General features: G+C 53.9%; 19 protein-coding genes, 1 tRNA gene and 1 pseudogene. 12 read left to right on the top strand and 9 right to left on the bottom strand.

Annotated elements, in window-relative coordinates; all coding sequences use genetic code 11:
* Positions 1 to 116: 116 nt before the first annotated feature.
* The 5 genes from secF to queA form a co-directional block, all read right to left on the bottom strand.
* On the bottom strand, positions 117 to 1,031 hold the full coding sequence (secF, locus tag ACOYXE_RS28325; protein WP_007916909.1) for a protein translocase subunit SecF: 915 nt from the start codon (positions 1,029 to 1,031) through the stop codon (positions 117 to 119).
* Positions 1,032 to 1,040: 9 nt separating this feature from the next.
* Positions 1,041 to 2,909 (bottom strand): protein translocase subunit SecD, encoded by a 1,869-nt coding sequence (gene secD / locus ACOYXE_RS28320; protein ID WP_077574432.1) that lies wholly within the window; start codon positions 2,907 to 2,909, stop codon positions 1,041 to 1,043.
* Between the two features lie 64 nt (positions 2,910 to 2,973).
* Positions 2,974 to 3,312, bottom strand: coding sequence for a preprotein translocase subunit YajC (gene yajC, locus ACOYXE_RS28315; RefSeq protein ID WP_007916913.1), 339 nt, complete (start codon positions 3,310 to 3,312; stop codon positions 2,974 to 2,976).
* Between the two features lie 43 nt (positions 3,313 to 3,355).
* A complete protein-coding gene (gene tgt / locus ACOYXE_RS28310) occupies positions 3,356 to 4,471 on the bottom strand; it encodes a tRNA guanosine(34) transglycosylase Tgt (protein ID WP_163004798.1) in 1,116 nt (371 codons plus the stop codon).
* Positions 4,472 to 4,485: 14 nt separating this feature from the next.
* Positions 4,486 to 5,550 (bottom strand): tRNA preQ1(34) S-adenosylmethionine ribosyltransferase-isomerase QueA, encoded by a 1,065-nt coding sequence (queA, locus tag ACOYXE_RS28305; protein ID WP_405122929.1) that lies wholly within the window; start codon positions 5,548 to 5,550, stop codon positions 4,486 to 4,488.
* Positions 5,551 to 5,657: 107 nt separating this feature from the next.
* Between queA and ACOYXE_RS28300 the strand changes: the two genes are divergently transcribed.
* Together ACOYXE_RS28300 and ACOYXE_RS28295 are read left to right on the top strand one after the other, a co-directional pair.
* Positions 5,658 to 5,742, top strand: a tRNA-Leu gene (locus ACOYXE_RS28300).
* 163 nt (positions 5,743 to 5,905) lie between these two features.
* Positions 5,906 to 7,171 carry a tyrosine-type recombinase/integrase gene (locus ACOYXE_RS28295; protein WP_460927116.1) on the top strand — a complete coding sequence of 422 codons (1,266 nt, stop codon included), beginning with the start codon at positions 5,906 to 5,908 and terminating at the stop codon, positions 7,169 to 7,171.
* Here ACOYXE_RS28295 and ACOYXE_RS28290 read toward each other — a convergent pair.
* Positions 7,122 to 7,337, bottom strand: a complete 216-nt coding sequence (locus ACOYXE_RS28290) for a tautomerase family protein (protein ID WP_460929894.1) — start codon at positions 7,335 to 7,337, stop codon at positions 7,122 to 7,124. The genes ACOYXE_RS28295 and ACOYXE_RS28290 overlap by 50 nt on opposite strands.
* A gap of 280 nt (positions 7,338 to 7,617) precedes the next feature.
* Here ACOYXE_RS28290 and ACOYXE_RS28285 point away from each other — a divergent pair, with 280 nt between their 5' ends.
* Positions 7,618 to 8,073: an HAD-IA family hydrolase gene (locus tag ACOYXE_RS28285; RefSeq protein WP_460927114.1), complete on the top strand. Its 456-nt coding sequence runs from the start codon at positions 7,618 to 7,620 to the stop codon at positions 8,071 to 8,073.
* A 6-nt stretch (positions 8,074 to 8,079) separates the two neighbouring features.
* On the opposite strand, the gene ACOYXE_RS28280 is transcribed toward ACOYXE_RS28285, so the two are convergent.
* The 3 genes from ACOYXE_RS28280 to ACOYXE_RS28270 all read right to left on the bottom strand — a co-directional run bounded on the left by ACOYXE_RS28280 (position 8,080) and on the right by ACOYXE_RS28270 (position 10,315).
* Complete coding sequence (locus tag ACOYXE_RS28280; protein ID WP_223497031.1) at positions 8,080 to 8,340, bottom strand: hypothetical protein; 261 nt, start codon at positions 8,338 to 8,340, stop codon at positions 8,080 to 8,082.
* A 175-nt stretch (positions 8,341 to 8,515) separates the two neighbouring features.
* The gene (locus ACOYXE_RS28275; protein ID WP_223497033.1) at positions 8,516 to 9,139 is read right to left on the bottom strand and encodes a hypothetical protein; all 624 of its coding nucleotides are present in this window, start codon (positions 9,137 to 9,139) and stop codon (positions 8,516 to 8,518) included.
* 843 nt (positions 9,140 to 9,982) lie between these two features.
* Positions 9,983 to 10,315 (bottom strand): hypothetical protein, encoded by a 333-nt coding sequence (locus ACOYXE_RS28270; RefSeq protein WP_424801472.1) that lies wholly within the window; start codon positions 10,313 to 10,315, stop codon positions 9,983 to 9,985.
* Positions 10,316 to 10,827: 512 nt separating this feature from the next.
* Here ACOYXE_RS28270 and ACOYXE_RS28265 point away from each other — a divergent pair.
* From ACOYXE_RS28265 to dndE, 9 genes and pseudogenes are all read left to right on the top strand, one after another.
* A complete protein-coding gene (locus ACOYXE_RS28265; RefSeq protein WP_424801474.1) occupies positions 10,828 to 11,364 on the top strand; it encodes a LasR-specific antiactivator QslA in 537 nt (178 codons plus the stop codon).
* Between the two features lie 1,068 nt (positions 11,365 to 12,432).
* Positions 12,433 to 13,833 carry a YfjI family protein gene (locus ACOYXE_RS28260; RefSeq protein WP_460927111.1) on the top strand — a complete coding sequence of 467 codons (1,401 nt, stop codon included), beginning with the start codon at positions 12,433 to 12,435 and terminating at the stop codon, positions 13,831 to 13,833.
* The gene (locus ACOYXE_RS28255; protein ID WP_424801471.1) at positions 13,817 to 14,176 is read left to right on the top strand and encodes a hypothetical protein; all 360 of its coding nucleotides are present in this window, start codon (positions 13,817 to 13,819) and stop codon (positions 14,174 to 14,176) included. The genes ACOYXE_RS28260 and ACOYXE_RS28255 overlap by 17 nt, the downstream gene beginning before the upstream one ends.
* The gene (locus tag ACOYXE_RS28250; protein WP_460927108.1) at positions 14,154 to 15,134 is read left to right on the top strand and encodes an integrase domain-containing protein; all 981 of its coding nucleotides are present in this window, start codon (positions 14,154 to 14,156) and stop codon (positions 15,132 to 15,134) included. The genes ACOYXE_RS28255 and ACOYXE_RS28250 overlap by 23 nt, the downstream gene beginning before the upstream one ends.
* Positions 15,131 to 15,388 (top strand): annotated as a pseudogene (locus ACOYXE_RS28245) (hypothetical protein); the annotation flags it as partial. The gene ACOYXE_RS28250 and the pseudogene ACOYXE_RS28245, both read left to right, overlap by 4 nt.
* Before the next feature lie 204 nt (positions 15,389 to 15,592).
* The gene (gene dndB / locus ACOYXE_RS28240) at positions 15,593 to 16,690 is read left to right on the top strand and encodes a DNA sulfur modification protein DndB (RefSeq protein ID WP_223497048.1); all 1,098 of its coding nucleotides are present in this window, start codon (positions 15,593 to 15,595) and stop codon (positions 16,688 to 16,690) included.
* The gene (dndC, locus tag ACOYXE_RS28235) at positions 16,662 to 18,194 is read left to right on the top strand and encodes a DNA phosphorothioation system sulfurtransferase DndC (RefSeq protein ID WP_460927106.1); all 1,533 of its coding nucleotides are present in this window, start codon (positions 16,662 to 16,664) and stop codon (positions 18,192 to 18,194) included. The genes dndB and dndC overlap by 29 nt, the downstream gene beginning before the upstream one ends.
* A gap of 2 nt (positions 18,195 to 18,196) precedes the next feature.
* Positions 18,197 to 20,185, top strand: a complete 1,989-nt coding sequence (gene dndD / locus ACOYXE_RS28230; RefSeq protein ID WP_460927104.1) for a DNA sulfur modification protein DndD — start codon at positions 18,197 to 18,199, stop codon at positions 20,183 to 20,185.
* A gap of 8 nt (positions 20,186 to 20,193) precedes the next feature.
* On the top strand, positions 20,194 to 20,550 hold the full coding sequence (gene dndE, locus ACOYXE_RS28225) for a DNA sulfur modification protein DndE (RefSeq protein ID WP_460927102.1): 357 nt from the start codon (positions 20,194 to 20,196) through the stop codon (positions 20,548 to 20,550).
* Positions 20,551 to 20,555: the final 5 nt, after the last annotated feature.

Here is a 20,555-nt window from a genome sequence, read left to right as displayed (position 1 = left end):
CCTCCTGACCATCACATGCGGGACGCGCCCGCGCTTCTCCCAGCCTTGGAGCATAAAAAAAGGCGCGAGTTCAACTCGCGCCTTTCTTGGGCTGACAGCCGGGAAAACGATGGCCGTTATGGACGGTCGTCGACTTCCTTCTCGGTGTTGGCCGGAGGAATCAGATCCTCGGTGGTCAGGTTCAGCCAGATCAGCACCACGTTAGCGATGTAGATCGACGAGTAAGTACCCGCCAGAACACCGATAAACAGCGCGATCGAGAAGCCGAACAGGTTGTCACCGCCAAAGAACAGCAGGGCGGCGATCGCCAGCAAGGTGGAGATCGACGTCGCCATGGTGCGCAGCAGGGTCTGCGTGGTCGAGATGTTGATGTTCTCGATCAGCGTTGCCTTGCGCAGCACACGGAAGTTCTCACGAACCCGGTCGAATACCACGATGGTGTCGTTCAGCGAGTAACCGATGATCGCCAGCACCGCCGCCAGTACGGTCAGATCGAAAGTGATCTGGAAGTACGACAGGATACCGATGGTGACGATCACGTCGTGAATCAGCGAAACAATGGCGCCGACCGCGAACTTCCACTGAAAGCGGAAAGCCAGGTAGATCAGGATACCGCCGAGCGCCAGCAGCATGCCGAGGCCGCCCTGGTCGCGCAGTTCTTCACCGACCTGCGGGCCGACGAACTCGACACGCTTGACCGTTGCCGGGTTGTCGCCGCCGACCTTCAACAGCGCTTCCGCGACCTGATGGCCCAGCTGCGGGTCTTCACCCGGCATGCGCACCAACAGATCGGTAGTCGCACCGAAGCTCTGCACGATGGCTTCGTGGTAACCCGACGTAGCCAGCTGCTCACGCACCTTGGTAACGTCGGCCGGACGCTCGTAGGTCAGCTCGATGAGCGTACCGCCGGTGAAGTCCAGCCCCCAGTTCATGCCCTTGGTAGCGACACTGAACATAGCCAGCAAGGTGAGGAATACTGTGACGCCGAACGCGAAGTTGCGAACGCCCATGAAGTTGATTGTACGTAACATGGCAGCCCCTTAAATCCACAACTTCTTGAAGTCACGTCCGCCAAAGATCAGGTTGACCATTGCGCGGGTCACCATGATGGCCGTGAACATCGAGGTAAAGATCCCGAGGGACATGGTCACTGCGAAACCTTTGACCGGGCCGGTGCCCATGGCAAAGAGAATCCCGCCGACCAACAACGTTGTCAGGTTGGCGTCGAGAATCGCGGTGAATGCCCGGCCGAAGCCTTCGTTGATTGCACGCTGCACGGTCATGCCGGCGGCGATCTCTTCACGAATCCGCGAGAAGATCAGCACGTTGGCGTCGACCGCCATACCCATGGTCAATACGATACCGGCGATACCCGGCAGGGTCAGTGTTGCACCCAGCAGCGACATCAAGGCCAGCAGCAACACCATGTTCACCGCCAGCGCGACGGTGGCGATGATGCCGAAGAAGCGGTAGATGGCGATGATGAACAGCGACACGAACAGCATGCCCCACAGCGACGCATCGATACCTTTGGTGATGTTGTCAGCACCCAGGCTCGGGCCGATGGTGCGCTCTTCAGCGAAGTACATCGGTGCGGCCAGACCACCGGCGCGCAGCAGCAGCGCCAGTTCGGACGATTCGCCCTGACCGTTCAGACCAGTGATGCGGAACTGAGCACCCAGCGGCGACTGGATGGTCGCCAGGCTGATGATCTTCTTCTCTTCTTTGAACGTTTGCACCGCAACGTCTTTCTCGACGCCATCAACCACTTGCTTGGTGTAAGTGGTGATCGGACGCTGTTCGATGAAGATCACCGCCATGCTGCGACCGACGTTCGAACGAGTAGCGCGGCTCATCAGCTCACCACCGTGACCATCCAGACGGATGTTCACTTCAGGCGTGCCGTGCTCGCCGAAACCAGCCTTGGCGTCGGTCACCTGGTCACCGGTGATGATCAGACCACGCTCGATCTGAGCTGGCGGACGATTGCCTTCACGGAACTCGAAGGTTTCGGAAGTGGCTTTCGAAGCACCCGGCTCTGCAGCCAGACGGAACTCAAGGTTGGCCGTCTTGCCGAGAATACGCTTGGCTTCGGCAGTGTCCTGCACGCCCGGCAGCTCAACCACGATGCGGTTGGCGCCCTGACGCTGAACGATCGGTTCGGCAACACCCAGCTCGTTGACGCGGTTACGTACCGTGGTCAAGTTCTGCTTGATGGAGTATTCACGGATTTCCGCCAGCTTCGCCGGGGTCATCGCCAGACGCAGCACCGGTTGACCGTTGAGGTCGGCCGGAACAATGTCGAAATCGTTGAAGTTCTTGCGGATCAGTGCACGGGCCTGTTCGCGGGAATCTTCATCGCTGAAGCCGAGCTGAATGGCACCGCCCAGTTGCGGCAGGCTGCGATAGCGCAGCTTCTCTTTACGCAGCAGGCTCTTGACGTCGCCTTCGTAGACTTTCAGGCGGGCATCGAGGGCTTTGTCCATGTCCACTTCCAGCAGGAAGTGCACACCACCGGACAAGTCCAGACCCAGCTTCATCGGGTGCGCGCCCAGATTGCGCAGCCATTGCGGGGTGGTCTGTGCCAGGTTCAGCGCGACGACGTAGTCATCACCCAACGCCTTGCGCACAACGTCTTTGGCCGGCAACTGGTCTTCAGCCTTGCTCAGACGGATCAGACCGCCCTTGCCGTTGGCGGCCAGCGTGGCTGCCTTGACGTTGATCCCGGACTCCTTGAGCGCAGTGCTCACACGATCCAGATCAGCCTGATTGACTTGCAGCGCAGTGCTTGCACCGCTGACCTGAATGGCCGGGTCATCGGGGTATAGATTCGGAGCGGAATAAATCAGACCGATCGCCAGCACCGCCAGGATCAGAATGTATTTCCACAGAGGATATTTGTTCAGCATCACGCCGCCCGTTATGAACGCGGGGCGCCTTGCGCGCCCCGTCGATTGAGTAGAAGTTGTTGCTTCAGATCGCTTTCAGCGTGCCTTTTGGCAGCGTGGCGGCGATGGCGCCTTTCTGGAACTTCATTTCCACGGTGTCGGAAACTTCCAGAACCACGAAGTCATCGGCCACTTTGGTGATCTTGCCGGCGATGCCGCCAGTGGTCACAACTTCGTCACCTTTTTGCAGGCTGCTCAGCAGGTTCTTCTGCTCTTTGGCGCGCTTGGCCTGTGGACGCCAGATCATCAGGTAGAAGATGACCAGGAAGCCGACCAGGAAAATCCACTCGAAACCGCCGCCCATTGGGCCGGCAGCAGCCGGTGCAGCCGCGTCAGCCATGGCGTTAGAGATAAAAAAGCTCATTTAGCACTCCAGTTGCAAATGTTGAATCTTGGGGTCAGAAAACTCAGTCCAAAGGCGGAACGGGGAGCCCGCGTTTGGCGTAGAAGGCATCGACAAAGGCGGCCAATGTACCCTGTTGAATAGCCTCGCGCAAACCAGCCATCAGCACCTGATAATGGCGCAAGTTATGGATGGTATTGAGCATGCTTCCCAGCATTTCGCCGCACTTGTCCAGGTGATGCAGATAAGCGCGGGAGAAGTTCTGGCAGGTATAGCAATCGCAGGTCGGATCCAGCGGCGATTCATCATGGCGATGGAACGCGTTACGGATCTTCAGCACGCCGGTATCAATGAACAGATGCCCATTGCGGGCATTACGGGTTGGCATCACGCAATCGAACATGTCCACACCGCGGCGCACACCCTCAACCAGATCTTCCGGTTTGCCAACGCCCATAAGGTAACGAGGTTTGTCAGCCGGCATCATGCCCGGCAGATAATCCAATACTTTGATCATTTCGTGCTTCGGCTCACCCACCGACAGACCGCCAATGGCCAAGCCATCGAAACCGATCTTGTCGAGGCCTTCGAGCGAGCGCATGCGCAGATCCTGGTGCATGCCACCCTGAACGATGCCGAACAGCGCCGCGGTGTTTTCACCGTGGGCATTTTTCGAGCGCTGCGCCCAGCGCAGCGACAGTTCCATCGATACGCGAGCGACGTCTTCGTCAGCCGGGTACGGCGTGCATTCGTCGAAGATCATCACGATGTCGGAGCCGAGATCGCGCTGCACCTGCATCGATTCTTCCGGGCCCATGAACACTTTGGCACCGTCGACCGGAGAGGCGAAGGTCACGCCCTCCTCCTTGATCTTGCGCATCGCGCCGAGGCTGAACACCTGGAAACCACCAGAGTCAGTGAGGATCGGGCCTTTCCACTGCATGAAATCGTGCAGGTCGCCGTGTTCCTTGATCACTTGAGTGCCAGGGCGCAGCCACAGGTGGAAGGTGTTGCCGAGAATGATTTCTGCGCCGGTGGCAACGATGTCACGCGGCAACATGCCCTTGACCGTGCCGTAAGTGCCCACCGGCATGAACGCCGGGGTCTCGACGGTGCCACGCGGGAAGGTCAGGCGACCACGCCGGGCCTTGCCATCGGTGGCCAGAAGTTCAAAGGACATGCGACATTCGCGACTCATTCTGTTTCCTCTGGGCCTGTTTGTTCAGGGGCAGTCGGTGCGGGATTACGAGTGATGAACATCGCATCACCGTAGCTGAAAAAGCGGTAACCGTTGTCGACGGCGGCCTTGTAGGCGGCCATGGTCTCGGGATAACCGGCAAATGCCGAAACCAGCATCAACAGCGTCGATTCCGGCAAATGGAAATTGGTCACCAGGGCGTCGACCACATGGAACGGCCGGCCCGGGAAGATAAAGATATCGGTGTCGCCACTGAACGGCTTGAGCACGCCATCGCGCGCGGCACTTTCCAGCGAACGCACGCTGGTGGTGCCTACGGCAATTACTCGACCACCGCGCGCACGGCACGCTGCGACCGCATCGACCACGTCCTGGCCGACTTCCAGCCACTCGGTGTGCATGTGGTGATCTTCAAGCTTCTCGACGCGCACCGGCTGGAACGTCCCCGCGCCCACATGCAGCGTAACGAATGTGGTCTCGACGCCCTTGTCCGCAATCGCTTCCATCAGCGACTGATCAAAATGCAGCCCCGCCGTCGGCGCCGCCACCGCACCGAGTTTCTCGGCGTACACGGTCTGATAACGCTCGCGATCCGAGCCTTCGTCCGGGCGGTCTATATAAGGAGGCAATGGCATGTGCCCGACGCGGTCGAGCAGCGGCAGCACTTCTTCAGCGAAGCCCAGCTCGAACAACGCATCGTGACGCGCGAGCATTTCTGCCTCGCCACCACCGTCGATCAGGATCTTCGAACCCGGCTTCGGCGACTTGCTGGAACGCACATGGGCCAGCACGCGATGCGTATCGAGCACCCGCTCAACGAGGATTTCCAGCTTGCCGCCGGACGCTTTCTGCCCGAACAGCCGCGCCGGAATCACCCGGGTATTGTTGAACACCATCAAATCGCCCGGGTGCAAATGCTCGAGCAAATCAGTGAATTGACGGTGTGCGAGGGCGCCGCTCGGCCCGTCAAGGGTCAGCAGGCGACTACCGCGACGCTCGGCCAAAGGGTGGCGGGCGATCAGCGAATCAGGGAGCTCGAAAGTAAAGTCAGCAACGCGCATGATGGGGTTCGTCTAGCAGGGCCGGAAAGTCTAGCGGAAATATCGAAAATTCTCTATGTACCTGATTGACCGACGGTAATCTCATCTCTATACTTCGCCGCCATTGAGCCCTGATGGCGGAATTGGTAGACGCGGCGGATTCAAAATCCGTTTTCGAAAGGAGTGGGAGTTCGAGTCTCCCTCGGGGCACCATTTGCAGTACATAGACGACTACCAGCGTCTACTTAACACTCCTAGAGCCCGCTAACTGCGGGTTTTTTGGTCTCTGGGGTTCCACCCCCATCTCTTGCAAGCCAACCTCTTTTTGGTACATTTTCTGTACATATTCCAGTTCGAGAACCGGAGGTGTACAGCGATGCCATTGACCGTCTTGCAAATCAAAGCGTCCAAGCCTGCCGACAGACCGTTCACGTTGAGTGATAGTTCGGGTCTTGCCTTGCTGGTGAAACCCAACGGCAGCAAGTATTGGCACTTCCGGTACACCTATCAGGGGCGGGCGGCGCGCATGTCACTGGGCGTATATCCGCATATCTCCTTGCAGGAAGCCCGTGAACGAGCTGCAGAATGCCGCAACCTACTCAAGCAAGGCACCAACCCCGGCGCCAAACGCCGCGATGACAAACTGCGACAGCAGGAGGCCGGGCTCAACACCTTCAAGCGAGCCGCGGAGTACTGGTACCAATTCAAATCGGACTCCGGCCGCAGCAGCGCGACGCTGAAGAAGATCCGCGACTATCTCGATAAGGATCTACTGCCCGCTCTCGGCGAGAAGCAACTGGATCTCATCACGCGAAGCGACTGCGCAAAACTGCAGGCCTGCATCGAAAAACGAGGCGCCTTCAATGTTGCGGACAAGACTCGGACCTGGCTGAAACAGATTTTCAGTCAAGCCATTGCACGCGGCCTGTGCGAACACAATCCAGCCTCCGAACTCCATGCCATTGCGATAGCGCCACCGCCCACTCAACACTACCCACATCTGCACGAACACGAACTACCTGAGTTTCTCCGGGCCCTAAGCAAGACCACCAGCCGGCTACCAGCGAGGATTGCATCATGGATGACAATTCTGACGGCGAGCCGACCCGGCATGGTTCGCTACGCAAAATGGGAGGAAATCGATTTTGAGGAAGGGATATGGACCATCCCGGCCGCCCGCATGAAGATGCGCAGAGACTACGTCAGCCCTCTACCTCATCAATTGATCGCCATGCTTACCAAACTGAACCAAAGCACTGGCCGCAGTCGGTATCTATTCCCAGGCAATGGTGAAAAGCAGCCAGTCATCAGTGAAAACACGATCAACCTGGTGTTCGCTAAGATCGGCTATAAAGGACGACTCGTCAGCCATGGCACTCGTCATACCGCAAGCACGCTGCTGCGCGAGCATGGCTGGCTGAAGGACCATGTCGAAAGCCAACTGGCTCACGTCGAGGGCGGCATCTCTGGCGAGTACAATCAAGCCCTATACCTGCCGCAACGTCGGATCATGATGCAGTGGTATGCAGACTATCTCGACGCCCTCAAAGAAGGTATTACAGCCAACCTTCGCGATCAATTTGATACTCGCGTTAATCAGTTTCTCGGTAAGCGTCTGCCCATGTCACCTTGCGTGACTTAGGCAGGTATCTATTGACACAGCAGCGGTTGGCCAATTTCACTTGCTCGCTGCGTCGCCGCCCCCCCCCCCCCCCGAACAACTCGCCTGCGACAGCCCAATTGCTGGACGGAACATCCTCGAATAGCACGTAAACCCACTTGGGATCGCCCCCAGTATGCTTGACCAGCGTTAGGGAGATTTCCGCTGCAACTTACTTTTTGGCTTCTTGGCTCTTGTCGTCGAACCAGGTGACTCGTACCACTGGCAGCATCCGTCCGAAGAAGTCACCTGGGGCCCGATTGCTCCTAACGTTATGCATATCAAATCTAATACCGACGTTAGCCGCTCCCATATGCTCCCCTCCGGGAAGCATCATCATTTAACGGAGATCGGAAGCTATTCATCAGGGACAGTCACGACCACCATCACGGAGGCTAGGTTGATCCACGCGCTTATGGTCGATGTGGATGGCGTCATTGTTAACGGTCGACCCTACGATGGAGAGGGTTGGGCTTCATCCCTTAGCACGCACCGATCTTCATAGGGCGCTCTTCGAGCCGCACTGGGACGACATAGTCACAGGTAAATTAAGCTTGGAGGAGAAGCTGAAATCCGTGCTGGCGGACATCGCACCGGACCTTTCCCCACACAGGTTATTGATGGAGTCACTTGGCTTGGATAGGTATTGCGACGGAATTTTTTATTCAGCTGCACTGTCTTGCCGGAAGCCAAGCACCCATTTTTATGAAAAGGTCACCGAATTGTCTGGATTCCGGCCGGCACAGCTACTCCTGATAGACGACACTCCTGCAAATGTTCTGGCTGCGCGCAACTTAGGATGGAATGCTGTTGAATGGACAAAGTCCAGCACACTCGCGGAACAGATAAGCAAGCTGCAAATGGCCGTCAGGTATATTTGGTAACTCTGCTCAGTCGAACCACTCGGCGCGCTGTTGATCAATCGCTGCATTAATCCTGCGCTCCACAAGATCAATATCATCAACACTAAATTTCCCTTCTAAGCGGCACAAATTGAGGGCGCGGCGAGTCTGATCCGCGATCTTCTGTATGCGGCCTAAGCCTCCGGCGACCTCTAGATCCCTACGCGTATTGGAAAGCATTCTTTGTAGCTCGTCCGGCAGAATTATCTCTCCTGCCAAGTCGGCGACGGTACTAAAAGTCGAGCTCATTGGTTCCTCCTCAATTCGCAGACGTGAATATGGGCGTCCTTCTACTGACCCGGCCCCGCACGATGGTGAGGCTTGGGGTATATACTTGGTGCGCCTTTCCCTCTAATCGCGTTGAAGCCGAACAACCCAATAGAACATCTTTGGGTCGCAGGACAGGTCTACCAGTCCGTCAAAATCACAGCCGTTCGCCAGTGACCTGGAATTGTTCACCGTCGTTGACGCCTGGGAGCGTCAAAAACAGATAAAGCCTCTCTTTATATTCGGTAATTTCGACAGGGGTCCTAGTAGCTTTAGCCTGATTGAAGCCGCTAGATATCATCTCTTCCAAAGACGAAAGATCAGGATGCCTAACGTCTGGGGCAACCCTGTACTCGCGGACTTTGGAGTTGCCAGCGGAGTTTTCAAGCTTGCAAAGAAGGTAAATATTCGAAGCACCCCGCTCATTGCTTTTAATTTGGCTCGAAAATTGATCAACCTTGTATTTCGCCATTTGTGAATCTCCAGTAGTGAGCGATATCACCATATTGGGTGCGTTTAACGCACCTGTCAATGCCATTTTGGCACCGCCTTTCTTGATGACCGGCCCCCAATCAGTGATGGCATAATACGGCCCACTTTTTTCGATTTGAACGTGCGCCTGCTCCGCTGCAACCTTGATCAGGTTGGACGCAGTTTTCTTGTCCAGACCTGTCCTGGCAACTATCCCCACCAACGTGGCATTCGGCGTGGCGTCGATGGCCCCGAGCACAAGTAGCATGCGGCGCAAGTCGCCCTTGGCGTATGAAGTGGATTCGGTCACTGGCAGCCCTTGTAGGTGCTTTAAATGCACCTATGCTAGTGAATTTAGCCTTAGTCTGTCACTACGTAAGAACCAGCTCATAAGCACGTCAAATAATGTCCTGATCAACGGTCAGATAGGGTTTGCTGTGATCGAGACAGGCATGCCCGAGGATGGTCCGTACCGTCTCCACGTCGGCGGCGGCAGCTAGCACCTTCGCCGCCAGTGATCGTCAGCTACTATGCGATGAACCCTGCCGGTAGCGCCTGTTGATCGTCTGTTGCAGAGAACGCAAGCCGGTATACCTCAGGGCCACTGCCCAACTGGCGGCGCTTGAACGCAAGTTCAAAGGCTTAACCTTTGTGCGTAGTGACCGGCTTTGATCCTGGGTGAAACCCTCGGTATTCATCTACACCAGAAAGCCCCCCAGCGGCGCCAGGAGCGCACCTCAAAGCACGCATCGAGCGCAGCAGGGCGGCTTACATGTGTCAGATACACATTTCGCGGCCGACAACCCTTGGTGATGCCTGCACGCAAGTACACTTCGGGGTTAATCGGATAGCGGGGCGGTAAGCAGGCAGGCCAGTATCGGCTGGATTGGCACCTTCAAACCCAGATTGACCAGGTCGAGTCGCCCCTCAACAACCGCAATTTCACCAGCGTCAAACTGAAGCGGCGAATGGAAGAAATTGAATCGAGTAAGCATCGAGATTTTGGATGAAGTGATAGTGTTAAAGCCCGTCCGCGATACGACTACCGTACCTGAGGTTTGAGGCCTCAATCGACACCAGCCGTTCGGTCAGGTGGCTCGCGGTAACCGAAGGCGGACTAATGCCAGTTAGCGAGTCGAGTGAGAGTGCTCGCCTACATTGACTTGACCGATACCACTTCCACAAACCTGAATTTTTTTCTGGCTGTCTTAGTGGCTTCTTGCTCCGCAACTAGGGAGCTCAGCGTATCGGCCTCATGTACCATCTCGTGCATCTTGCCTTCAAATTCATTTCCCACCCGCAGCGTGACTCTCAGCCTGGGCGTGAAGGCTTTTGAGACTTTCTTTTTCTTCTCTGCCTTTACCTGCTGCACGACCACGACGTCCGGAGCAGTGTCTTGCACGAGTGAGTTAATTGCCGACGCAGGGGACTCAGACTCACCGAATAGCGCACGGCGCATCTCTTCTTCCGTCAATTCTGTATTCATACCATTTCTCAGAAGGGCGTTATGTATAACCTGCCCAATTCTATCAGCGTGGCCGGAATCTGTAGTAAAGAGTCGTTGGATCAGACTTGAAGCGGCCACCGGCAAGCGTCAGCGTCGGGCCGGCAGCTTCGGATGCAGGGCTTATTGATACTGCATGCTTGTGTTGTCGCGGCTTCACATTTACGCTTTGCCACGTCGCGGTCAATCCCACGACCGGGTGTGACAACCTGAATTGTTCGAGGCGCATGGCGCCATAGCTACTAGCAAGTGCTCACACAGGCTTAGCTGCTGCTTTTCTATGGCGGATCGTGCGGGGCAGGCTTACGCCTGGCCGGTACCCTCGGACGCCGGTTTGTCACCCCCGTACGGTCTGCCACCCAACCGCGTGACAACGGTTGATGGCAGTTTTTACTTGTCCGAGGAGATAAGGAAAATGGCATGCCCCCCTTTTAAGCTCGTGCGCCACCCTGGCGATTTGATTCAAGGTGCAAACTATTCCGGAGGGTTCCGTGATGTTTGATCTCTCGCTTCTAATCAGCCTTCCCAAACCCAACACCATCGATACTGCATCGCTTACCCCCGAAGATGCCGCAATTAAACTACGGCAGGCTGCCACTCTTCGGCTTAATGGAGCACAGAGTATTCTGCTTCATTTTCCGCAGGACGTTGAGCTGGCAGTGGAACTGCTGGATGACGCTGCAGTGTTGTTCGACAAGGCGTTCCGATATCTGACTGGGATCCCTGCTCAGCGCGTTCATCAACAGATCGGTGAGTACTTCTCTGTCCCGTCCGCTGAAGGCTTTCCCGGTATCCGAACCCCATGGGGCAATGAATTCGGTCCGATGATTGAGGACGGTGTTCGTTGTGCGCAAACCTGGCTTGATGGCTCATCACTACCGCTATGGTGGGCACTGGCACAGAACCGAAAGCGTCATCGCCCAGGTGATCCCCAAGAAGCGTTCGAAGCCGGTTTTCTACTACGGTTGCAGCAGACACTGATCATGCGGCGTGAAGCCGTCACTTCCCAATCAACCAGCTTTGATGCTTGAGGCTGCATTTGACATTTGAGATTTGCTTTTCCCGCCAAACCCTCCGATCCAGCGATCTTTGATCGCACCGATCGGAGGGTTCACTCGCTGTTTCTCGAAGCCTCCTCCTTCCACCATCCCATTTCAAATTTGATTAACGTCACTCCGTCGTTTACGCGCCAGAAATTACTCACGGTCGTCATCGAGCGCAGTTCAGTTCAGTTCAAGTGTGAGAGCGGAGCTCGTCGTGGGGCTATGGCTAGAAGAGTGGCGACACCGGCGACACCGGCGACAAACCACGTCGGACGTGCCCTGGAGCATGGCGACAAAGTGGCGACAGTCGCCACTTCTTGCCCACTTTGCCCGGAATGCTTGACCGTCTTTTCGTGTGGGTATAAAAATTGGCGCACGGATCGCTGTCGTTGACAGCACCAGCCCAGGTAGCCAGAACCTTCAAGGCTACGCCACTTCTGTGGTGGTTCTTCCAAAGTGCGATTAGCGTCCGGCGGCTCGCACGGTCACTCCCCAAGAGTGATGGATGCCTACTCGACTTATCTGTCCACTGCGGCAGACGATGGACCTACCTCGCTGCTCTGCAGCCACCTCACCTTTCGGCACACTTCGCTGCGCCAGACCGCGCCCGTCTCTTTCTCCTGGAAAGAGACGGGCGCTCCTACCGCTGCTGCAGCCCACGTCTGATCGGGCTCTGCGGCACTTCACCGCGTGACAATCGGCGTGACAAAACCGATTCGACACATCTCGCATTAACGCTGGCGACGGTGCCGCAGCCCAGGACAGGCTGCACCAGACTGACAGTCAGGCATGCCCCGCTCGCGACGATGATGCCCTCCTCCCGCCCATGATCTCGCGGTGCCGGATTCGTCAACCGGTGCAGCCTCCACCCGCCCGCCTCTTCGGATGCGTTCAGGAGGCCAGATCGATGGGAAATGCCCGCGCTCTTGGGCGTACAGATCCGTCCGTTCCGCGTCAGTGAACACCCTCACAGGTCGCAGGGGCCTTTATCCCTGATAACACTCAACATCCGTGGCGGGAGCGTGAGGAAAACAACTGCTGAACAGGAGACAGATGATGCTGCAATCAACCTGGAGCTTGCCGCCGCAACCCTTGCTGGAGGCCAACCCGACGCCATTAGATTATCCGGTGGCTGCCCTCGGTGATCTGCTGGGACCGGCCGTCGAGCGCATGGCCGAAGTGATGGGTGTGCCGCAGGCCATGGCGGCGCAATCGGTGCTGGCTACCTCGGCCTTGGTCACTCAGGGGCATGCCAATGTGCATTTGGATGGCCGGGTCTATCCGCTGTCACTGTACCTGCTCACTATTGCGGCTTCCGGTGATCGCAAGACGGCGGTGGATAAGCTGGCCTTGCAGCCAGCCCGCGAATGGGAACGCCTGCAATGGCAGGCCTACCGCGAAAAACTCAGTCGCTATCGCGCCACACTTGCGCAATCGCAGAAGCAGATGGCAACGACCGATAGCCACACCGACACGCCAATCCAGATAGAACCAGAGCCCGTAGCACCACGACTGATCAGCAGTGAACCGACTATCGAGGCCCTGACCAAAAGCCTGTGTTTGGGTCTACCCAGCATGGGGCTGTTCAGCGACGAGGGCGGCCAATTCCTCGGCAGCAGCACCATGAGCCGGGACAATCGCCTCAAGGCGGTGGCCACCTTGTCGTGCCTTTGGGACGGCACCCCCATCGATCGCTCTCGGTCCATGGCAGGGGAAAGCTTGCGCGCCTATGACCGACGCTTGAGCCTGCACTTGATGCTGCAACCTTATTTGGCGGGACAATTGCTCAAGGACCCACTGCTCAATGGCCAAGGCATCTTCGCCCGTTGCCTAATCACCTGGCCACAGAGCTTGGTCGGACAGCGTTTTTATCAGTCGGTGGATCTCACCAAAGACATCAGCCTCAAACGCTACACCCAACGAATCACCGACCTGCTGCAACGTCCTTGGGCAATCGGCAGCGATGGCGCGTTACACCCCAAAGCCCTGCCCCTCAGAAGCCTGGCCCGACATACCTGGATCAACCTGCACGACACCATCGAAGCCCAACTGGGCGAGTTCGACGAGTTGGCCAACGTGCGCCCCAGCGCCTCCAAGGCCGCGGACAATCTGCTACGGATCGCCGGCGTCTTTGCAGTACTGGAAGACCGCGACCTGATCGAGGTCACCCACATCCAGCGCGCTTCCTCGCTGATGGATTACTACCTGACCGAGATCCAACGGCTGACCGAGCAGGAACCGATCAACACCCAGCGGGAAGAAGCTGATCGGCTGCTGCGCTGGCTGCAGGAAAAACAGTGGCCGCCTTTTACGGTTCGAGATCTGTTGCGCAACGGCCCGCGCTTCGCCCGCAAAAGCAGCCATCACACGTTGGCCCTGCTGGTCGAGTTGATCACTCATCAATGGCTGGGCACCGACGGCCACTCGTTCGAGGTGCGCCATGTTTCGACTCAATGAAGCGCTGCGCAACCGGCGCGCCCAGGCGAAAAACACTCAACATTTACAACTTGTCGCCACTGCTGTCGCCACTTTGTCGCCACGCTCCAAGCCAGATACCACGGGGCTTGTCGCCACTGTCGCCGCTGTCGCCAAAAACCAAGGGGACAGCTCACACCTCAGCGATCTGATTGAGCGCCTACACCAGGAAGGTGCCGAGTTGTTCTGCCTGGACAACCGGCTGTGTTTTCGTCCCAGTGACTGGGGCCAACTTCCCCGCGTGAACGGCCAGTGGCGCGAGCTATTGGCTTACCTACGCCAACAGGCGAAGGAGCTCCAGGATGGCCCTGGTCGGCAGGCGTGACGGTCGCAACTTTGGTTATGGTCGCCAACTGAGCTACGCCGGTCCGCAGGCACTCAAGGATCTGTTCGGCGGCGGCCATTTCGCCACGGTCAAAGCCCACAGTGATCGTTGGCTGGCGTTCGTTAAGTGGTGCCGGTCCGCTCAAGGCCCCGGCTACAACGATGCGCGGCAGATCAATCGGCAGACGCTACTCAACTATGCCCAGTACCTGCGTCAGCAAATCGAACACGGCGACCTTAGCATCGCCACCGCACAAAACCGATTGTCCAGCGTCAACCGAACGCTGGCAGCGCTGCGCGGTGATCAGTATGTGAAAGTCCCGAGTCCGAGCCAGACGCTAGGCCTACAGCGCTCGGCAATCCGCCATGTCGCGCCGCAAGGCCAGGATCGGCAGCAGATTGAACGCATCACTCATGCGCTAAGTGATCATGGGCAACACAGAGTCTGCGCCATCGTGTACCTGGCCCGAGAAATAGGGATGCGTCTGCGTGAAGCCATCTTGGTCGACCTGCCGAGACTGCAACATGAGGCGGAAAGATTCGGCCGGATCAATATTCAGGAGGGAACCAAAGGCGGTCGATCAGGGGCATCGGCCCCACGCTGGATAGCTGCTACTGAACAGGTGAAAAGCGCGTTGCAGATTGCCCGAAACCTCTCCCCCAACGGCAGCCGTAACTTGCTATCCCGCGATGAGAGCTACCTACAATTCATACAGCAAGTCGTTCGGCCAGCTCGGGAGATTCTGCACAATCTTGACCTCAAGGGTTTTCATGAACTGCGTGCAGCCCACGCCTGTGAACGCTATGAACAGATCACCGGGCACCCTGCCCCGGTGAACGGCGGTATCTGTTACCGCCAGGATCGACAGCTAGACCGAACCGCTCGTCAACAGATCAGTATCGAGCTCGGACACAACCGAAGTGATGTGGTCTCTTCTTACATCGGAAGCCGAAAGTGACCAAACCTTTCAACATGGAGCTATTCCTAAGCGGAGTACTCACCGGATCACATGCCACTCGCCAGCGCCACCTTAGGCAAGCGAAAATCATGCAGACGGCTATTCATAATCGCTGGAAGTCAGCCAGCCCGTGGAGCTGGAGACTCAAACATGTGAACTGGTTTTTATATCGATATCTGGAAAAGCACGCCCGGCCCACTAGGAATTACTATCGACTCACAGCAGCGCTGATCTGCGAGCGCCTCGGAAAAGGAGACTCTTGGCAACGAGCCTGCGAGAACCTGGTGCGACATCGAAAGCCTGTAGCAGAACAGCAAATATCGCCAGAAGCATCACAGTCTAGGCCTTTATCTATCGGTCTAAACTCACGGCCGTGGCCCCCTTCAAAGCTAGCGGTGTATGCCAGCCCAAGATAATGTTTGTCTTTTTATAGACAAACACCCCTGCTATGATGGGGAATGACAAACACATTCTCCTACACCTTTCCCGCAATTCGTGGCGTCCAAGCGGGACGTGAGTTTTACGTCTCAATGTGCCCATTACGATTGCTCCCGAAGCTTTTTGTCTTTGACAGCGAAGAGCTTGTCCCTGAGCTAAGGGCACAACGGTCAATCAACCTCTCTCGCGTACCAGAAATTGCCCGATACATAGTGTCCAACCCTGATAGCTATACATTTTCAGCTATCACCGCTTCGGTAGATGGCGAAGTGAGATTCGAACCAGTCGGAACTGATAGTACGAACGCATTTCGAATGGGCGCGTTATCAATCAATATGGACGCTAGGTTTGTAGTCAACGATGGACAACATCGCCGTGCAGCTATAGAGCAAGCCCTTGAGGCCCGTCCAGAGTTGGGCGATGAGACAATCGCAGTCGTATTCTTCCTAGATCGTGGTCTAGAGCGCTGCCAGCAAATGTTTGCAGATCTGAATCGTCACGCAGTGAAACCATCTCCATCGCTCAGCGTACTCTATGATCATCGTAGCGCCGCCGGAAACGTCGCCAAGCACCTTGGCCTCACTGCAAAAGTTTTCCGCACCCTCATCGAGACTGAGCGCTCATCACTATCAAAACGCTCAAGGAAACTTTTTACACTCAGCGCTCTTAACTTTGCGGTAATGGAAATGTTACCTGAAAAAGAGCTTGAAGATTTCAAGACCGCCTCGCAGAAATGCTTAATATTCTGGGAGGAGGTGGGACAACTTATACCAGAGTGGGTACATGTCCGAAATGGAAAAATGACAGCAGGAGAGGTTCGTCAGGACTTTATCCACTCTCATGCCATAGTACTCCAAGCTTTAGGTAGGGTAGGAAAGTTCATTTATCAAACTCAGCCTGACAACCTACATGAAGTATTAAGAAAACTTAACAATATCGACTGGTCAAGAAAAAATATAAGTACTTGGGAAGGCCGCGCAATGATTGGTGGCCGAATGTCGAAAAACAGTCAAAATATAACGTTAACTTGCAACCAGATTAAGACAGTTCTGGGATTAAGGCTTTCGCCGGAAGAGCAAGATACCGAAAATGCGTTCCTTGCTGCACGGCAAGGCTAGATATTATTTGAGATTTGACAACATGACTCCTCCAGAGGCAATCATCAGCGAGATTCAGGACCTGTACTGCTCTGACTCCATCCCTTGGATTATTGGTTATAGTGGGGGAAAAGACTCTACTGCCTCCCTACAACTTATATGGAAGGCAGTAGCAGAATTACCTGTAGAAAAACGGACGAAGCATATACACGTTATTAGCACTGATACTCTTGTAGAGAATCCAGTAATAGCTGCTTGGGTAGTACGATCTTTGGAGTCAATGAAATTTGAAGCTATACAACAGGGCTTGCCAATTTTCCCCCACAGACTCACACCTGAAGTAGAAAGTCGCTTCTGGGTTAACTTGATCGGCAAAGGTTATCCTGCGCCTCGAAATAGATTTCGTTGGTGTACAGATAGATTAAAAATAAGCGCCTCGACTAAATTCATTCAAGAACTTTCCGAAGCTAACAACGAAGCGATCTTGGTATTAGGGCAACGGCGAGGCGAGAGTGCGAGCCGTGACAAAGTCATGGACAACTACAGCGGTAGCACTCGAAATAGATTAAACCGAAATAAAGACCCAAAACTCTCAAGAGTTTGGGTATATTTACCTATCGAAGATTGGACCAGCGATGACGTTTGGATGTATATAATATCCGAACCAAACCCTTGGGGCCTAGATAATCAGGACCTATTTCATATCTATCGCGGAGCCACTCCAGATGCGGAGTGCCCTATAGTAGTAGACAAGTCGACTCCGAGTTGCGGCGATAGCCGCTTTGGATGCTATGTTTGCACTATGGTTTCACAAGACAAATCGATGCAAGCAATGATCCAAAACGATGAAGAGAAAGCCTGGATGCAACCCATACTAGACTTTCGTAACAATTACTTAAGCATAAAAGACTGGGATGTGCGTGATTTTCAACGCATGAACGGAAGAATCAAGATCCTGAATGAACGAGATGAGCTTATCCATGGCCCATATCTTCAAAGTTATCGCGAAAAATTGCTTGAAGAGTTGCTATTAACTCAAAAAACGGTGCGAGCGGCCAAGGTTCCTGGACATGGAGAAATTGAGCTAATTTCTCTTGAGGAGCTCGACGCTATTCGTCGAATTTGGGTTGAAGAGAAAGGCGAGATCGAAGACCTGGTACCTATCATTTATGAAAAAGTGTTTAACGAATCCTATCCTGGAAAGGAACTAGAGCCTTCTCCTCTAGAAGCACAGGACCTAGCTCTACTGAACGAAATTTCTGCTGAAATTGACCCATCTGCATCAGATCGCTTATATAAACTGACGCGCACTCTTTTGGCCGCTCAATTTCAAGCCATGCAATCTCAAAAAAGATCTAAACATCTCGATCGCCTTGAAGAAGTATTAAAAGCTAATGCTTTCCGAACAGAGGATGAAGCTCTAGCTTTCGCTATTAGCAACAGAGACCATAATATTCAAGACGAACCTAGCCACGATGATGAGCTCGAATTAATTCCGCTTACCGCAGTAGAGAGTGAAGAGTAAAAATGGCCAAGCTAACCATAAATAAAATCTGTATTGAAAATATTGGCCCATTTCGCGAACCTCAAACTTTCGATCTAACGGTTCACTCAGAGAGACCTGTTATCTTAATAAAGGCTCTGAATGGCAGTGGAAAAACAACTTTATTGACATGTTTACAAGTAGCCTTGTACGGCTACAAAGCGATAAATGTAACTCGACGTACAGAATATGACCAACTCATAACTGGATTACTACGTAAAGACACTACTAATAATGCTAAGATCGAACTCGATCTTTCAGTAGAAATCGGTGCAACAAGAAGAAATCTGACTCTCCGCCGTGAATGGAATTCACAGGCCCCTGCTCATCGCGAACTATTCAACGTTTACGTCCAAGGGATTGAAGATCCTACCTTAACCGAGGAGTGGGATGAGTTTATCAACAGTATTTTACCTGTTGAACTAGTTCATCTATTTTTATTTGACGGAGAAAAAATCGAGGCTTTAGCTAACCCCGAATACTTACCTCAGCTGCTGAGACGCGCTACGGAAGTATTCCTGGGTTTGGGAGGAATCGATGCTTTGGCAACTGACTTGAAAGCTGTTGAGCGTCGAACAGGTGGTAAAAAAACCGTATCCACAGAGCTCGATGAAGCGCAGACACAGGTCGATCATTATCATCATCAGCTTGAGCAAATTAGTGAAACCATTGGACTGCTTATCCAACGTCAAGCTCAGGCGCGTACTGATGTAGACAAAGCTCAAGATAAGCTAGATAAATATTCGGTAGAGGCGCAACGCAGCGGAGTTGAAATCTATGCAAAAGCTGCAGAATTAAAAGCGATAGGGAAGCTATGCAAAGAGCGACACTTACAGGCCCGCGCAGACCTCGCCACCGCCCTTGAGAATCCAGTACTTCCCCTTATTTGGTTGGGGTCATTATGGAATCAATATAAAGACCAATGGCACTTAGACAATTTATCCCAAAGAAACGCCCTACTATTAGAAGAGTTCGCGAAACGAGATCGAAGAATTCTGTGCACGCTTGAGGAAAAAATCCCAGGACTGAGTCGCTCTATCGCAGAATTATTTTCAGAAGACTTGGCGAGCTTCAATAAAGAACATTTAAGTACAGCAACACTTCTACCAGGCGGAGCCCCTGAGAAACTCACCCCTCAAATTGACGCTGCGAGATCTCAGCTGAACTTGGCAAATTCATCTTTAAATGAAGCACAAAGCGAGCTCGAAAAAGCGCATCAAATCGTCGATCAGATACCAGCAAAAGAACAACTCTCTGAAGTATTTGAGACGATACAAAAGCATAGCCTGGCTGTCTCTACTGCCGAGGCACAGCTGCGAGAAATATCCGTAGCGCTGGATGACGCACGCACAGCTCAAAACCATGCGGAAACTCGCTTTAACGCAGCCAGGCAAAGAGTTCGATTAGAGCTCAAAGACAACGCATTTCAGCTGAAAATACTAGATGCTGCTGATAGAGCAAAACAAACCTTGTTGATCTTTCGGAAACGTCTATTGGCATCAAAAGCTCAATGGCTCTCCGAAATGATCACAAAAGAATTTAAGCAACTGCTACGAAAACGCAATTTGATTTCAAAAGTAGTCGTTGATGCCACAACATACTCAGTGGTAATTGAAGACACAAGCGGTCATAGCATTCCTATGGAGAGGCTTTCTGCTGGCGAACGACAAATACTGGCAATTGCAGTACTAAGTGCGTTAATACGTGAACGTAAAGGTAGATTCCCAGTAGTTGTCGATACCCCTTTGGCCCGCTTAGATCGAAGTCATCGCGAGTCTTTGATCCACCATTTTTTTGCAAAAGTCTCCCATCAAGTTCTGGTACTATCCACAGACGAAGAAGTTGAAGACTCTGTATATTACGCACTTGAGCAACACCTTAATCGTGAGTACGCTTTAGTGTACGATGACAATATTGGGCGGAGTATTGCAACAGCAAACTCAAAACAATTGAGCCTGGAAACAATACAATGATAGAAAGAGTGAAATTAACTGCAAACGCTAAAAACCAGCTCATCACACTCAAAAGAAAAACTGGTATTAGCCATTACAACGCGCTATGCAGACACGCTCTGTGTGTATCCCTAGCAAATCCATCAATACCTCCTGAAGAGTCTCTTAATTTTAATGGCGGCTTAGAGATAGACTGGCGCACATTCACAGGAGGACACGAAGAGCTATATTACAACCTAATACAGGTTCGATTAATTACCGACAAGGAGCTCCCCGATGAAGAGAAAGTGCGAAGCACACTTTCAATGCATGTTCATCGAGGACTTTCCTTACTTTCAGCTAAAAATGAGGCGGACTTGCTAGAGCTGTTTCGCTCCATAATTTAGTACAA

The organism is Pseudomonas sp. MC6 (assembly GCF_054790575.1).
The sequence above is the reverse complement of the archived record's forward strand: the minus strand, read 5'-3'. Positions and strand labels throughout refer to the sequence as shown.

Coding starts and splice junctions, on each gene's coding strand:
- secF (WP_007916909.1), bottom strand. CDS start 1,031: ATGTTACGTACAATCAACTTCATGGGCGTTCGCAACTTCGCGTTCGGC.
- secD (WP_077574432.1), bottom strand. CDS start 2,909: ATGCTGAACAAATATCCTCTGTGGAAATACATTCTGATCCTGGCGGTG.
- yajC (WP_007916913.1), bottom strand. CDS start 3,312: ATGAGCTTTTTTATCTCTAACGCCATGGCTGACGCGGCTGCACCGGCT.
- tgt (WP_163004798.1), bottom strand. CDS start 4,471: ATGTCCTTTGAACTTCTGGCCACCGATGGCAAGGCCCGGCGTGGTCGC.
- queA (WP_405122929.1), bottom strand. CDS start 5,550: ATGCGCGTTGCTGACTTTACTTTCGAGCTCCCTGATTCGCTGATCGCC.
- ACOYXE_RS28295 (WP_460927116.1), top strand. CDS start 5,906: ATGCCATTGACCGTCTTGCAAATCAAAGCGTCCAAGCCTGCCGACAGA.
- ACOYXE_RS28285 (WP_460927114.1), top strand. CDS start 7,618: ATGGCGTCATTGTTAACGGTCGACCCTACGATGGAGAGGGTTGGGCTT.
- ACOYXE_RS28280 (WP_223497031.1), bottom strand. CDS start 8,340: ATGAGCTCGACTTTTAGTACCGTCGCCGACTTGGCAGGAGAGATAATT.
- ACOYXE_RS28270 (WP_424801472.1), bottom strand. CDS start 10,315: ATGAATACAGAATTGACGGAAGAAGAGATGCGCCGTGCGCTATTCGGT.
- ACOYXE_RS28265 (WP_424801474.1), top strand. CDS start 10,828: ATGTTTGATCTCTCGCTTCTAATCAGCCTTCCCAAACCCAACACCATC.
- ACOYXE_RS28260 (WP_460927111.1), top strand. CDS start 12,433: ATGCTGCAATCAACCTGGAGCTTGCCGCCGCAACCCTTGCTGGAGGCC.
- ACOYXE_RS28255 (WP_424801471.1), top strand. CDS start 13,817: ATGTTTCGACTCAATGAAGCGCTGCGCAACCGGCGCGCCCAGGCGAAA.
- ACOYXE_RS28250 (WP_460927108.1), top strand. CDS start 14,154: ATGGCCCTGGTCGGCAGGCGTGACGGTCGCAACTTTGGTTATGGTCGC.
- dndB (WP_223497048.1), top strand. CDS start 15,593: ATGACAAACACATTCTCCTACACCTTTCCCGCAATTCGTGGCGTCCAA.
- dndC (WP_460927106.1), top strand. CDS start 16,662: ATGCGTTCCTTGCTGCACGGCAAGGCTAGATATTATTTGAGATTTGAC.
- dndD (WP_460927104.1), top strand. CDS start 18,197: ATGGCCAAGCTAACCATAAATAAAATCTGTATTGAAAATATTGGCCCA.